At 70.7% G+C, this 13,718-nt stretch carries 13 protein-coding genes; 6 read left to right on the top strand and 7 right to left on the bottom strand.

The genetic code is table 11. From position 1 onward, the window contains the following. Positions 1-91: 91 nt before the first annotated feature. Positions 92-1,762, bottom strand: a complete 1,671-nt coding sequence (locus I2W78_RS16805; protein WP_196460819.1) for a threonine/serine exporter family protein — start codon at positions 1,760-1,762, stop codon at positions 92-94. A gap of 106 nt (positions 1,763-1,868) precedes the next feature. After that, entirely contained in the window at positions 1,869-2,360 is a 492-nt protein-coding gene (locus I2W78_RS16800; RefSeq protein WP_196460818.1) for an inorganic diphosphatase, read from the bottom strand. Positions 2,361-2,439: 79 nt separating this feature from the next. Here I2W78_RS16800 and dacB point away from each other — a divergent pair, with 79 nt between their 5' ends. The 6 genes from dacB (at position 2,440) to folE (ending at position 10,114) form a co-directional block, all read left to right on the top strand. Further along, positions 2,440-4,014: a D-alanyl-D-alanine carboxypeptidase/D-alanyl-D-alanine endopeptidase gene (gene dacB / locus I2W78_RS16795; RefSeq protein WP_196460816.1), complete on the top strand. Its 1,575-nt coding sequence runs from the start codon at positions 2,440-2,442 to the stop codon at positions 4,012-4,014. 140 nt (positions 4,015-4,154) lie between these two features. Beyond that, positions 4,155-5,282, top strand: coding sequence for a zinc-dependent metalloprotease (locus I2W78_RS16790; protein WP_196460814.1), 1,128 nt, complete (start codon positions 4,155-4,157; stop codon positions 5,280-5,282). A gap of 195 nt (positions 5,283-5,477) precedes the next feature. Further along, positions 5,478-6,506, top strand: a complete 1,029-nt coding sequence (gene tilS, locus I2W78_RS16785) for a tRNA lysidine(34) synthetase TilS (protein ID WP_196460812.1) — start codon at positions 5,478-5,480, stop codon at positions 6,504-6,506. Between the two features lie 76 nt (positions 6,507-6,582). Continuing rightward, positions 6,583-7,143 (top strand): hypoxanthine phosphoribosyltransferase, encoded by a 561-nt coding sequence (gene hpt, locus I2W78_RS16780; protein WP_020270244.1) that lies wholly within the window; start codon positions 6,583-6,585, stop codon positions 7,141-7,143. 184 nt (positions 7,144-7,327) lie between these two features. Further along, a complete protein-coding gene (gene ftsH / locus I2W78_RS16775; RefSeq protein WP_196460810.1) occupies positions 7,328-9,367 on the top strand; it encodes an ATP-dependent zinc metalloprotease FtsH in 2,040 nt (679 codons plus the stop codon). Between the two features lie 141 nt (positions 9,368-9,508). Continuing rightward, positions 9,509-10,114, top strand: a complete 606-nt coding sequence (gene folE, locus I2W78_RS16770) for a GTP cyclohydrolase I FolE (RefSeq protein WP_196460808.1) — start codon at positions 9,509-9,511, stop codon at positions 10,112-10,114. A gap of 407 nt (positions 10,115-10,521) precedes the next feature. Here the strand turns inward: folE and I2W78_RS16765 are convergent, their stop codons facing one another. The 5 genes from I2W78_RS16765 to folP all read right to left on the bottom strand — a co-directional run bounded on the left by I2W78_RS16765 (position 10,522) and on the right by folP (position 13,693). Then, on the bottom strand, positions 10,522-11,010 hold the full coding sequence (locus I2W78_RS16765) for a DUF3180 domain-containing protein (RefSeq protein WP_196460806.1): 489 nt from the start codon (positions 11,008-11,010) through the stop codon (positions 10,522-10,524). A gap of 55 nt (positions 11,011-11,065) precedes the next feature. Beyond that, positions 11,066-11,677, bottom strand: a complete 612-nt coding sequence (gene folK, locus I2W78_RS16760) for a 2-amino-4-hydroxy-6-hydroxymethyldihydropteridine diphosphokinase (protein WP_196460804.1) — start codon at positions 11,675-11,677, stop codon at positions 11,066-11,068. Then, positions 11,674-12,033 (bottom strand): dihydroneopterin aldolase, encoded by a 360-nt coding sequence (folB, locus tag I2W78_RS16755; protein ID WP_196460802.1) that lies wholly within the window; start codon positions 12,031-12,033, stop codon positions 11,674-11,676. Before folB ends, folK begins: the two co-directional genes overlap by 4 nt. Before the next feature lie 299 nt (positions 12,034-12,332). Next, positions 12,333-12,836, bottom strand: coding sequence for a nuclear transport factor 2 family protein (locus I2W78_RS16750; RefSeq protein WP_196460800.1), 504 nt, complete (start codon positions 12,834-12,836; stop codon positions 12,333-12,335). Continuing rightward, on the bottom strand, positions 12,833-13,693 hold the full coding sequence (folP, locus tag I2W78_RS16745; RefSeq protein ID WP_196460798.1) for a dihydropteroate synthase: 861 nt from the start codon (positions 13,691-13,693) through the stop codon (positions 12,833-12,835). The genes I2W78_RS16750 and folP overlap by 4 nt, the downstream gene beginning before the upstream one ends. Positions 13,694-13,718 lie beyond the last annotated feature (25 nt).

The following is a 13,718-nucleotide window of genomic DNA, read 5'->3' as shown; positions in this document are numbered from 1 at the left end:
TGCGCGAGCAACCACCCACAACCCGCAGCCGCCGAACAAAGCGGACGCACCGATCTCGTAGGCGCCCGGCACCCCCCGTAGGCGCCCGGCGTCAGAATCCCCGCGTCCGCTTGGCAGCCCTGCGCCCCCCGGTGGCAGCGCCCGGCAGTCGCAGGAACAACCGCGAGATCTCCGACCCCAGGTTGACCCCGATCGCAATGGCCATCGCCAGCGCCGCGGCCTTGGTCAGCGACCCCAACCCCGAGTCCACCTCGTTCTGCGCGATCGACAACAGCCCGAAGTACGTCGCGGAGCCGGGCAGCAACGGCCCGATCGCGGCCGTCGTGTACGGCAGCGCCGACGCGTACCGGTACCGCGACAGCAGCTGCCCGAACAGCCCCACCAGCCCCGCCGCCACCGCCGTGGAGGCGACCGGCGAGATGCCCCCGGCGTAGTGCATCGCCCCGTACACGGTCCACGCGACGCCCCCGTTGAGCGTCACCGCGAGCACCGTGGCCCGTTCCTGCTGCAACAGCACGGCGAAGGTCAGCGACAGCAGCATCGACGCGGCGATCTGCAGCCATGGCCGCTCGGCGATGTACAGCGCCGCGTCGGGGTTGAGCTGGGCACCGAGCTGAACGCCGAAGTACAGCACGACCAGCACACCCACGACGATGCCCACGAAGAGGTACATGACCTCCAGCAGGCGTGCCGCCGCGGTGATGTAGAAGCCGGTCAGCCCGTCCTGCACGCCCGCCACCAGCGCCCGCCCGGGCAGCAGCGCGAACAGCCCACCGGTGATGACGGCGGACGCCTTCACGTCGACGTGCAGCAGTGTGAGCGCCACCCCCATCGCGGCCGGCGGCATCGCGGCCACCGTGAACTGGTAGAACTCCGGCAGTCCACGCCCCGCGCACAGCCAGGCCAGCCGGTCGCCGAGCATCGCGCCCAGCGCGGCGGCGACGAACACGATCAGGTCACCGCCGACGAGCACCGAGGCCGCACCCGCGAGCAACCCGCTCGCGGAGGTCAGCACCCAGGTCGGGTACGGGTGCCGGTTGCGTCGGATCTCCGCGAGGCGCCGGTACGACTCCTCCAGGGAGAGGTGGGTCTCGGGGTCGCTGAGGTCGTCGACGAGCTGGTAGACGGCCGCGAGGCGGGTGTAGTCGGTGCCCCGGCGGCGTACCGTCCGGGCCGCCGACACGGGGTCGTCGACGAGGGACGGCTGGTACGAGATCGACAGCAGCGTGAAGGTGACGTTCGGCTCACACCGGTCCAGGCCGTAGGAGCGGCAGACCGCGAACATCGCCGCCTCCACGTCCTCGGCGCCCTCGCCACCGGCCAGCAGCAGCTCGCCGATACGCAGGGTCAGGTCCAGGACGCGCGGGACGGCCGGGCCGGCCTCGTCCTCCGACTTCTGCACCGGCTCCAGCGCGGGCCGCTCGGCGACGGGCATCCGCAGCATGGTGCGCATCCGGTCCTGCCAGGGCACGTCCTTGGTGAGCCGGACCGCCGGAATCCCGGTCGCGGGCGTGAACGCGGCCGGCGCGCTGCCCGAGCTGTAGGTCCTCGGCGGACTGAACGCCGACCCCTCGGCCTCGGCGACCGGCGGCGCCGGGACGTCGAGCCCGTCCGGCACGGCGAACTCCGACGTCGTCTCCGACTCGCCGACCGCCCTCGGAACGTCCAGCCCCTCGGGAATCGCGAACTCGGACGTGATCTCGGGGTCGAACGTGGTCCTCGCCTCGTCCGACTGCGGCTTGCGGTCCTCCGCCTCCGTCACTGAGCAGCACTCCCTGTACGACACACCCAGTAGGCCAGTATGCGCACAGACACGCGGACGGGCCGCACGCGCACGCGTGCGACCCGTTTACCCAGGACGCGAGGGCTCAGTGACCGCCCTGCTCCTCGAAGCGCTTGTAGGACCGCTCGATCTCGGCCTCGGCCTCCGTCCGGCCCACCCAGTTGGCGCCCTCGACGGACTTGCCGGGCTCCAGGTCCTTGTACACCTCGAAGAAGTGCTGGATCTCCAGGCGGTCGAACTCGGACACGTGGTGAATGTCGCGCAGGTGCTCCACGCGCGGGTCGTGGGCGGGCACGCACAGCAGCTTGTCGTCGCCGCCGGCCTCGTCGGTCATCCGGAACATGCCGATCGCACGGCACTGGATGAGGCAGCCGGGGAACGTCGGCTCGTCCAGGATGACCAGCGCGTCCAGCGGGTCGCCGTCCTCGCCGAGGGTGTTCTCGACGAAGCCGTAGTCGGCCGGGTAGCTGGTCGACGTGAACAGGCGGCGGTCCAGGCGGATACGACCGGTCTCGTGGTCCACCTCGTACTTGTTCCGCGAACCCTTCGGAATCTCGATCGTGACGTCGAACTCCACCGGTGGCTCCTCCATGATCAGCACACAGTTCTGGTGGTTAAGTGTCCCTCACGCAGCTGTGTGATCGCGAAAGGGGCTGGTGGTCGTGCCCGAGCTGAGGCCTTGGCAGGCCGCGAGACCGCGCCTGGCGCGGGTCGCGAACGCCGTACGTCCCCGTCTCGCCCGGGCCCGCGCGGCCGCCGCGCCCCGGGTCGCCCGGTGGGCGTCGGCCGCGAAACCGCAGGTCGGAAAGGTGATGGGGGCGAAACCGTGGCCGTACACCGCGGTCGCCGCCACCGCGGGCCTCGTGCTGGCCGCCGGTGTGGTGACCGCCACGGGGCCCTGGGACTCCTCCGGCCAGCGTACGGCGGAGCGGGACCGGGCCGCCGCCCAGCAGGACACGGGTGGCACAGATCACGGCGCCGACCCCGGCATGGCCGGCGCGCCGAAACCCGCACCCAGCGCGGCCTCGGTCCTGACCGGCCTCGACGGCGCCACGAACCTCGTCAAGTCGGCACCCAACAGCAAGGCCCTTGCGGGTGTCCTGGACCCGCTGCTGGCCGATCCGGCGCTCGGCAGCCGCCGTACCGCCGTCGTCGTCGACCTGGCCACCGGCAAGCGGCTCTACGGCCGCGGCGCCGACGAGGCGCTCACCCCCGCCTCCACCACGAAGATCGCCACCGCGGTCGCCGCCCTGTCCGCGCTGGGCGCCGACCACCGCCTCACCACCCGCACCGTCTACGAGCCCGACACCAAGGAGCTCGTCCTCGTCGGCGGCGGCGACCCCACCCTCACGGCCCACGAGGACAGCGCGGGCCAGGCGAGCCTGCGCACCCTCGCCGCCAGGACGGCCGCCGCCCTGAAGGGCGAGGTGCGCGAGGTGACGCTGTCGTACGACACCACCCTGTACGCCGGGTCCGAACTTCACCCCATCGGGGTCAACGACAACATCGCCGCCGTCAGCGCCCTGATGGTCGACGAGGCCCGCACCGACGGCTCGACCAGCGGGCCGGTGCGGCGCGTACCGGACCCGGCGGCGGACGCGACCCGGCGGTTCGCGGAATTCCTGAACGAGCACGGCATCAGGACCACGTCCCCGGGCCCGTCCAAGGCGACCGAGCGGGCCCAGCCCCTCGCCAAGGTCCAGTCGCCCCCGCTGTCCGCCCTGGTCGAGCGGATGATGACCAACAGCGACAACGACATCGCCGAGGCTCTCGCCCGCCACACCGCCCTCGCGACCGGCGAACGCGCCGACTTCGCCGGGGCCGGACGCGCGATCCAGGCCCAGCTGAAGAAGCTGGGCCTGCCTCTGAAGGGCGCCCGCTTCGAGGACGGCAGCGGCCTCGACCGCGACGGCCGGCTCACCGCGAACCTGCTGTCGCGCCTGCTCCTGCAGGCCGCCGACCCGTCCCGCCCCGAGCTGCGCCCCACCCTCACCGGCCTGCCGGTGGCCGGCTTCACGGGCACGCTGACCGGCCGGTACGCCGACGGCGCGGCCGGCATCGTACGCGCCAAGACCGGCACCCTCACGGGCGTGAACGCCCTGGCCGGGACGGCCGTCACCCGCGACGGTCATGTCCTGGGCTTCGCCTTCCTGGCCTCGGAGACCACCGATGTGACGGCGGCCCAGAGGGCCCTGGACCGGGCCGCGACGGCTCTGACGACGTCCCGCTGACCGGGGTGTGCGCGGGGCGGCGGGGCTCCAGGCTCGGCCGGCTCGCGGCCTCGACCGCCGTCGGGACCCCGTATCAGGGGCCCCGCCCCGCCGACCGCCACGCCCTGCCCGAAGTGGGACCGCTCACGTACCGTTGACGCATGACGAGCATCGGTGCTTCTTCCGGGATGGTCGACTGGAACCTCGCGGTGGCGACCGCGACCCGGCTCGTGCGGCCGGGCCCAGAAGTGAGCCGCGACGAGGCCCGGGCCGTCGTCGCGGAGCTTCGCCGGCACGCCAAGGCCTCGGAGGGGCACGTCCGGGGCTTCACCCGGATGGGCACCGAGGAGACCCACGACACGCCAGTCCTCGTGGTCGACCGCCCCGGCTGGGTCCGGGCCAACGTCGCCGGCTTCCGGGAACTCCTCAGGCCACTGCTCGACAAGATGCAGGAACGGCGCGGCAACAGCCCCGGCGGCGCGGTCCTCGGCGCCGTCGGCGGCAAGGTCACCGGCGTGGAACTGGGCATGCTGCTGTCCTTCCTCGCCTCCCGCGTCCTCGGCCAGTACGAGACCTTCGCCCCCGCCAGCCGCGACCTCCCGGCCGGCGCGAACGGCGGCGGCCGACTGCTGCTCGTCGCCCCGAACATCGTCCACGTCGAGCGCGAACTCGACGTCGAGCCGCACGACTTCCGCCTGTGGGTGTGCCTGCACGAGGAGACCCACCGCACACAGTTCTCCGCGGTGCCGTGGCTGCGTGATCACCTGGAGGGCGAAATCCAGTCGTTCTTGGCGGAGACCGACGTCGACCCCATGACCGTCCTCGAACGCATCCGCGAGGCCGCCCAGACGCTCGCCGGGGGCCGCCCCGAGGGCGAGGAGGGCGACAGCGGCCGGTCCCTGGTCGAGCTGGTGCAGACCCCGGCCCAGCGGGAGATCCTCGGCCGGCTCACCGCCGTGATGTCGCTGCTGGAAGGCCACGCCGACTTCGTGATGGACGGCGTCGGACCCGACGTCGTCCGGACCGTCGCGGAGATCCGTGAGAAGTTCCAGCAGCGGCGCGCCAAGGGCGCCTCCCGCCTGGACCTGGCTCTGCGCAAGCTGCTCGGTCTGGACGCCAAGCTCCGGCAGTACCGGGACGGCGAGCGCTTCGTACGCGCCGTCGTCGACGAGGTCGGCATGGACGGCTTCAACCGCGTGTGGACCTCCCCGAACACCCTCCCCACCAAGTCGGAGATCGCCAAACCGGCGGACTGGATCGCACGGGTGCACCGCAGGAGTGAAACATGAGCGCGGGGTGAGACGTGGTGAACCGGATCCGGCCGACGGCAGGCAAACGCCCCTCCAATCACCCGTCCGAGGGACCGTGAGCCATGGGTAGGCGTGCAATGCTCGGGGAACGGCCCGGTTCTGTCACCATCTACACACTCTGAGTGACTGAGCTCAGGCTCACCCCCCGAAAAACTTCATGAAGGGAACCGGACAATGGGTCCCCATCCTGCGGTCGCGGCGATACGCCTGGCGGTCCGCCGCGTCCTCCACGACATCCTCACCGAGCACACCTCCACCCCCCACACCGCCGCCCCCCACGAGCGCCCCCCGTCGCCGCTCGTGCTCGTGGCCTGCTCCGGCGGCGCCGACTCCATGGCGCTGGCCTCCGCCGTCGCCTTCGAGGCCCCCAAACTCGGCATCCGCGCGGGCGGCATCACCGTCGACCACGGCCTGCAGCCGGGCTCCGAGCTGCGCGCCGCGGAGGTCGTGCTGCGGCTGCGCGAGCTCGGCCTGGACCCGGCCGAGTCCATCGCCGTGCGCGTCGGCCGCGACGGCGGCCCCGAAGCCGCCGCCCGGGACGCCCGGTACGCCGCCCTGGACTCCGCCGCCGTACGCCACGGCGCCGCCGCCGTCCTGCTCGGTCACACCCGCGACGACCAGGCCGAAACCGTCCTGCTCGGCCTCGCCCGCGGCTCCGGCATCCGCTCCCTGTCCGGAATGGCCGCGGTCTCGGGGGCCGGCGGCCGTTACCGGCGCCCCTTCCTCCAGCTCGACCGGCAGACCGCCCGCAAGGCCTGCATGGTCCAGTCCCTGCCGGTGTGGGACGACCCACACAACGCGGACCCGGCGTACACCAGGTCCCGGCTGCGGCACGAGGGACTGCCCGCACTGGAGAAGGCGCTCGGCAAGGGCGTCGTCGAGGCGCTCGCCCGCACGGCCCAGCTCTCCCGGGACGACGCCGACGCCCTCGACACCTGGGCCAGCCAGGCCGAAGCCGCCGTCCGCGACGCCGCCGGCGGCCTGGAGTGCGCCAAGCTGTACGCCCTGCCGCCCGCGGTACGCCGCCGGATCCTGCGCCGGGCCGCCATCGAGGCCGGTGCCCCGGCCGGTTCGCTGTTCGCCCGTCACATCGAGGAAGTCGACCGCCTGATCACCGGCTGGCGCGGTCAGGGAGCCATCAACCTCCCCGGCAAAGTCGTCGTCCGGCGCCAGGGTGGCAGACTGGTGATTCGGCAAGGCTGAATCCCTCCCCCTCGGGGGAGGCGGCCGGTCTCCTCACCGGGGAGCGGTCGTGCGGCCGGTGGGACGACCGAAAGTGATGCGGGTGGACGCGAAAGACATGGGTGCCGACCTCCAGCAGGTACTCATCACCAAGGAAGAGATCGACGCGAAGCTGGCCGAGCTGGCCGCGAAGATCGACGCGGAGTACGCGGGCAAGGACCTGCTGATCGTCGGCGTCCTCAAGGGCGCGGTGATGGTCATGGCCGACCTCGCCCGGGCGCTGTCCACCCCGCTCACCATGGACTGGATGGCGGTGTCGTCCTACGGCGCGGGCACCCAGTCCTCCGGTGTCGTCCGGATCCTCAAGGACCTCGACACCGACATCAAGGGCAAGCACGTCCTCATCGTCGAGGACATCATCGACTCCGGCCTGACCCTGTCCTGGCTGATCTCCAACCTCGGCTCCCGCGAGCCCGCCTCCCTGAAGGTGTGCACGCTGCTGCGCAAGCCGGAGGCCGCGAAGGTCGCCATCGACGTGGAGTGGGTCGGCTTCGACATCCCCAACGAGTTCGTCGTGGGCTACGGCCTCGACTACGCCGAGAAGTACCGAAACCTCCCGTTCGTCGGTACGCTCGCGCCCCACGTCTACGGCGGCTGAGCCGGACGGCTGGGTCCTTCTAAGACGATCGGGAACCCCGGCGGGTTCCGCGCCGTTGGAGCATGCAGACGGGTTCGCCAGCCGTCCCGTGCGGCTTCGGGCACCATGGCTGGGGTACCGTCAGAAGAACTGTCTTATCAAACTCACTATGGCAGGAGGGACGGGGCGGCACCGCTCCGTATGGATGGACGTGAAGCGATACTTCCGTGGGCCGGTCATGTGGATCGTGCTGGCCGTCCTTGCCGTGGTCGTGTTGATGCAGGTCGTCGGCTCGTCCGGGGGCTACAAGACGGTGGACACCGGCCAGGTCGTCCAGGCGATCAATGACAACAGGGTCGAAGCGGCCAAGCTGACCACCGGCGACGAGCAGACCATCAAGGTCACGCTCAAGGACGGCGAAAAGATCGAGGACAGCTCGAAGATCCAGGCGAGCTACATCGGCGACCAGGGCGCCAACCTCGCCAACACGCTGCAGGACAAGTACCAGAACAAGCAGATCCCGGACGGTTACACGGTCTCGCCGACCAAGCAGAACGCGTTCGTCAGCATCCTGCTGTCTCTGCTGCCCTTCGTCCTCATCGTGGTCGTCTTCCTGTTCCTGATGAATCAGATGCAGGGCGGCGGCAGCCGAGTGATGAACTTCGGCAAGTCGAAGGCCAAGCTCATCACCAAGGACACCCCCAAGACGACGTTCACCGACGTCGCGGGTGCCGACGAGGCCGTCGAGGAGCTCCAGGAGATCAAGGAGTTCCTGCAGGAGCCGGCCAAGTTCCAGGCCGTCGGCGCCAAGATCCCCAAGGGCGTGCTGCTGTACGGCCCGCCCGGCACCGGCAAGACGCTGCTCGCGCGCGCCGTCGCCGGCGAGGCGGGCGTGCCCTTCTACTCGATCTCCGGTTCCGACTTCGTCGAGATGTTCGTCGGTGTCGGTGCCTCCCGAGTCCGTGACCTGTTCGAACAGGCCAAGGCGAACGCCCCGGCGATCGTCTTCGTCGACGAGATCGACGCGGTCGGCCGCCACCGTGGCGCCGGCCTGGGCGGCGGACACGACGAGCGCGAGCAGACCCTGAACCAGCTGCTCGTCGAGATGGACGGCTTCGACGTCAAGGGCGGTGTGATTCTCATCGCCGCGACGAACCGGCCCGACATCCTCGACCCGGCGCTGCTGCGCCCCGGCCGTTTCGACCGGCAGATCGCCGTCGACCGCCCGGACATGCAGGGCCGTCTGGAGATCCTCAAGGTTCACCAGAAGGGCAAGCCGGTCGCGCCCGACGTCGACCTGTCGGCGGTCGCCCGCCGCACGCCCGGCATGACCGGCGCCGACCTGGCGAACGTGCTGAACGAGGCCGCCCTGCTGACGGCCCGCAGCGACAAGAAGCTGGTCGACAACAAGATGCTCGACGAGGCCATCGACCGCGTCGTGGCGGGCCCGCAGAAGCGGACCCGGATCATGTCGGACAAGGAGAAGAAGATCACCGCGTACCACGAGGGCGGTCACGCCCTGGTCGCGGCGGCCTCACCGAACTCCGACCCGGTCCACAAGATCACGATCCTGTCCCGCGGCCGCGCCCTCGGCTACACGATGGTGCTGCCCGACGAGGACAAGTACTCGACCACGCGCAACGAGATGCTCGACCAGCTGGCCTACATGCTGGGCGGCCGCGCGGCCGAGGAGCTGGTCTTCCACGACCCGACCACCGGTGCCGCCAACGACATCGAGAAGGCCACCAACCTGGCCCGCGCGATGGTCACGCAGTACGGCATGACGGAGCGCCTGGGCGCCATCAAGTTCGGCGGCGACAACAGCGAGCCGTTCCTCGGACGTGAGATGGCTCACCAGCGCGACTACTCCGAGGAGGTCGCCGCGCTCGTCGACGAAGAGGTCAAGAAGCTCATCGAGACCGCGCACAACGAGGCGTGGGAGATCCTCGTCGAGAACCGCGACGTTCTCGACAACCTGGTCCTGGCCCTCCTGGAGAAGGAGACCCTGGGCAAGGAGGAGATCGCCGAGATCTTCGCCCCGATCGTCAAGCGGCCGCCGCGTCCCGCGTGGACCGGCTCCTCGCGCCGTACGCCGTCCACCCGTCCGCCGGTGCTCTCCCCGAAGGAGCTCGCACTGACGAACGGCGCCAACGGCGCGACGGCGGCGATCACCGCGAAGAGCTCGGCGACGGAGCCCGCCCCGGCAGCCGAACCGGCCGCCCCGGAGGACCGTCCCGAAGTCTGAGCCCGGGGCCGCCCCTGCGGCCCACCAGGCCCGGAATGGATGCCGCGCCCCCCAGGTTCTAGCCTGGGGGGCGCGGCATCGACGTATCCGCACGGATGGGACGCGTGAAAGTACGCGTCAGGCACAGGAACGAGGCACCAGATGACCGACCCCGTGACGCTGGACGGCGAGGGCACGATCGGCGAGTTCGACGAGAAGCGCGCCGAGAACGCCGTACGCGAACTCCTGATCGCGGTCGGCGAGGACCCGGACCGCGAGGGCCTCAGGGAGACGCCGGCGCGGGTGGCGCGGGCGTATCACGAGCTTTTGGCCGGGTTGAGGCAGGAACCCGAGGAAGTCCTGACGACCACGTTCGACCTCGGGCACGACGAGATGGTCCTGGTCAAGGACATCGAAATCGTGAGCCTCTGTGAACACCATCTCCTGCCATTTCATGGCGTGGCTCACATCGGGTATGTTCCGGCCGAAAGCGGCAAGATCACGGGTTTGTCGAAACTTGCGCGGTTGGTTGAGGTGTTTGCCCGTCGCCTGCAGGTTCAGGAACGACTCACCACGCAGATCGCCGATTCCCTCATGAAGATCCTTGAGGCCCGAGGCGTGATCGTCGTCATCGAGGCCGAGCACATGTGCATGTCGGTACGCGGTATCCGTAAGCCCGGCGCCAAGACCACGACGTCGGCGGTGCGTGGGCAGCTTCGGGACGCCACGACCCGGGCCGAGGCAATGAGCCTGATACTGGCACGCTGACCCGATTGTCAGTGGTGCCCGATACCGACCGTGATCCCCCTTGATCGCTGATCAAGGGGGATCACGGTGGGGTACGGGCTGCCCAGCAAGCAGACGGTGGCGACCGTCAAGGTCCGCGAGGTGGTGGACGTGATGACCGATCGGCTGACGTTCACCGTGGCTCCTGACCTGATGTTGGGAACACCCGACGGATGGGTCCACGCGAGGGATGCTGAGGGCACTGTCCTCGCGTGGACACACGCGCGGAAGCTACGTGTCGCTGGTGGTCAACGATGAGGCATTTGCCTCCCGCTGCGCGGCCTGCCTCACAGCGGCAACCGGGTTGTCCGCAGCTATCGGCTCGACCCTTGTCCCAGCTTCCTCGTCAACGGTCACCTGGCCCGCCAGCCCTGGTGAACGCGGGCCCCTCACGCCGCCGGAGCCGTGCCCGCGCCGTTGTGTTCGTCGTCCTCCGGGAGTTTGCAGACGTGCTCCAGGAAGATGGCGGCCGCTATCACGGCGATGCCCGCCACCACTGAGCAGCCGGCGTAGATGGCCTGGTCGCGGCGGGCCGGGATGTCGAGGGACTCCAGCAGGAAGACGCCCGTGCCGCCGTACATCCCGGCGACGAGGGCGGCGACCAGGGCGCTGGCCTGGCCGAAGACGACCGCGCGGGCCGCCATCAGCGGGTCGACGCCCTTGGCTTCGGGGCGGCGCTCGCGCTGGGCCTTGAGGCGGGCACGGATCGAGAGCGCCGTGGCGAGCAGCACCGCGGCGATCAGGGCCAGCACGATGGGGGCGGCGAGGGGGACGCTCGGGAGCGTGCCGATCGAGTTCCAGAGGCGGGCGCCCGCCCAGGACAGGATCCCGGCGACGACGAAGACGCCGGCCAGCACCCTGATGCGCAGCTCTCTCACGGTGTCCCTTCGGTTCCCCGGATGCCCCGGACTGTGGCCGTCTCGACCTTAACGACTACTCGGGCAGCCGGAGTTCCAGGTCCGCGCGGGCGGCGACACCCTCACGGGTGACCGCGCCGAGCAGTGCGGCGACGGCGCCGCGGCCGGGCAGCTGGGCGTCGGGGTCCACGTCGTGCCAGGGGGCGAGCACGAAGGCGCGTTCGTGGGCGCGCGGGTGGGGGAGGGTGAGCGTCGGGTCGTCGGAGACGACGTCGGCGTACGACACGATGTCGACGTCGAGGGTGCGCGGGCCCCAGCGCTCGTCCCGGATCCGGTGGAAGGCCTCCTCGACCGCGTGCGCCCGCTCCAGGAGCGAGGACGGGGGCAGGGTGGTCTTCAGGACCACGATCGCGTTGAAGTACGAGGGCTGGCTGCCGGGCTCGACGCCCCACGGCTCCGTCTCGTAGACCGGGGACACGGCCTTGATGCGCACCCCGGGCGTGTCCTCCAGGGCGTCGATGGCGCCCTGGAGGGTCTCCAGGCGGTTGCCGAGGTTGGAGCCGATGGAGATGACCGCGAATTTGGGGTTCTGCAGGGTGGTGTCGGCGGCGTCGACCTTCTCGACGACGGAGGCGGGTACCGGCTGTACGGTCGGGTCGCTGTGACCCTCGGTGAACGAGGCAGTCATACTCGGCTCCGGGTGATGGTGACGGTCACGTCGTCGAAGGGGACCGTGATCGGTGCGTCCGGTTTGTGGACGGTGACCTCGACCTCCTGGACACCTTCGTGCTTCAGACAGGCCTGGGCGATGCGCGCGGCGAGCGTCTCGATGAGGTTGACCGGTTCGCCCTCGACGACGGCCACGACCTCCTCCGCCACGATGCCGTAGTGCACGGTCTTCGCCAGGTCGTCGTCGGCCGCGGCCGGGTGGGTGTCCAGGCCGAGGACGAGGTCCACGATGAAGGTCTGGCCCTCCTCGCGCTCCCTGGGGAACACACCGTGGTGCCCGCGGGCCTTCAGGCCGCGCAGCGCGACACGATCCACGCGAATCACTCCTGCAATCGTCGGATGTGACCGGTCCGTACCGTGTGCGGACGGCACGCCGGCCTCGAACGAATCTACCTGCGGACACCGACAGCACCGGGCCACGGTGGCGCGGGCCCGGGCTGGGGCCGGGAGGTTTCATCGCGTGTTTCCCCTGGGGAATCCGGTGGCTCACGGGCTGGTAGCCGCCCATACCCCCAGGTTCGTGATTCCAACCACTTCTTGGTTCCTTCGGGCCCTGTTCGGTCCCTTCCGGCCCCTTTCGGGTCCCTTCCGGCCCTTGTGGTGCGCCTACCCACTCAGGCGGTCGACTCGTCGTCCTCGTCCTCGGCGCTTTCGGTCAGTACCGGGGATGCGTGGTGCGACCAGAGCTTCCAGCCGGCGGGTGTGCGCCGGAACACATTCGTGGCGACCACCAGCTGGCCGACGAGTGGGCCGGGCCCTTCGCCGTCCTCGGGGGCGGGGCCGCCGCTGAGGATGTTCTCCGTGCAGCTCACCAGGGCGGTGTCGCCGGTGACCGAGACGTGCACGTCGGTCAGGAAGAACTGGATGTATTCGGTGTTCGCCATGATCAGGGCGTACGACCTCAGGACCTCGCCGCGGCCGGTGAGCACCGGCCAGCCGGGGTGCACGCAGGAGATCACGCCGGTGTCCGCCGGGTCGTGGTACGTCTCGTCGACGCCCAGGTCGGACGGGGTGAGCCAGAGCGTGGACAGCTCCTCGAAGTCGCCCCGCTCCAGTGTCTCGTAGAAGGCGGTGTTGGCGAGTTCGACCTGTTCGACGTCGGTGTGAGGGGCGCTCACCTGGCTCCTTCCACGGCGCGTGCGACCCGTACCGCGTCCGCCGTCGCACGCACCTGGTGCACGCGCACCGCCCATGCGCCGGCGTGCGCCGCCAGCGCGGAGACGGCGGCCGTGGCCGCGTCGCGCTCCCGTGCGGGGGGCGGGGAGCCCTCCGGGCCCGCCAGGACGCGGCCGAGGAAGCGCTTGCGGGAGGCGGCGACGAGCAGCGGGTGCCCGAGGGTGCGCAGGCGGTCGAGGTGGGCGAGGAGGGTGAGGTCGTGCTCGGCCTCCTTGGAGAAGCCGAGGCCGGGGTCGATCACGATCCGGTCGGGGGCGACGCCGCCCTCCAGAACGGCCTCCACGCGCGCGTGCAGTTCGTCGACGACCTCGGTGACGACGTCGTCGTACACGCCCCTGACGTTGCCGCCCTCCAGGAAGCCGCGCCAGTGCATGACCACGAAGGGGGCGCCGGTCCGCGCGACGACCGGGATCATCGCGGGGTCGGCGAGGCCGCCGCTGACGTCGTTGACGAGGGCGGCGCCGGCGGCGAGGGCCTGTTCGGCGACGGACGCGCGCATGGTGTCGACGGACACTACGACGCCCTCGGAGGCGAGGCCGCGGACGACCGGGATGACGCGGCGCAGTTCCTCGGCCTCGTCGACCCGGGTGGCGCCTGGGCGGGTGGACTCGCCGCCGACGTCCACGAGGTCGGCACCCTCGGTGACGAGTTCGAGGCCGTGTTTGACGGCGGCGGTGGTGTCGAACCAGCGGCCGCCGTCGGAGAAGGAGTCGGGGGTGACGTTCACGACTCCCATGACCGCGCAGCGGTCCCATTCCGGAAGGCCCGCGATCCGCCCGCGTCCGCTGTGATTGCTCATACGTTCAGCGTAGGCCCAGGGTGGG

The sequence above is a fragment of the Streptomyces spinoverrucosus genome (assembly GCF_015712165.1).
GTDB lineage: Bacteria > Actinomycetota > Actinomycetes > Streptomycetales > Streptomycetaceae > Streptomyces > Streptomyces spinoverrucosus_A.
Note: the sequence above shows the minus strand (reverse complement) of the source record. Positions and strands in the feature narration are given on the sequence as shown.

Coding starts and splice junctions, on each gene's coding strand:
- I2W78_RS16790 (WP_196460814.1), top strand. CDS start 4,155: ATGACGAGCATCGGTGCTTCTTCCGGGATGGTCGACTGGAACCTCGCG.
- tilS (WP_196460812.1), top strand. CDS start 5,478: ATGGGTCCCCATCCTGCGGTCGCGGCGATACGCCTGGCGGTCCGCCGC.
- hpt (WP_020270244.1), top strand. CDS start 6,583: ATGCGGGTGGACGCGAAAGACATGGGTGCCGACCTCCAGCAGGTACTC.
- ftsH (WP_196460810.1), top strand. CDS start 7,328: ATGGACGTGAAGCGATACTTCCGTGGGCCGGTCATGTGGATCGTGCTG.
- folE (WP_196460808.1), top strand. CDS start 9,509: ATGACCGACCCCGTGACGCTGGACGGCGAGGGCACGATCGGCGAGTTC.
- folK (WP_196460804.1), bottom strand. CDS start 11,677: ATGACTGCCTCGTTCACCGAGGGTCACAGCGACCCGACCGTACAGCCG.
- folP (WP_196460798.1), bottom strand. CDS start 13,693: ATGAGCAATCACAGCGGACGCGGGCGGATCGCGGGCCTTCCGGAATGG.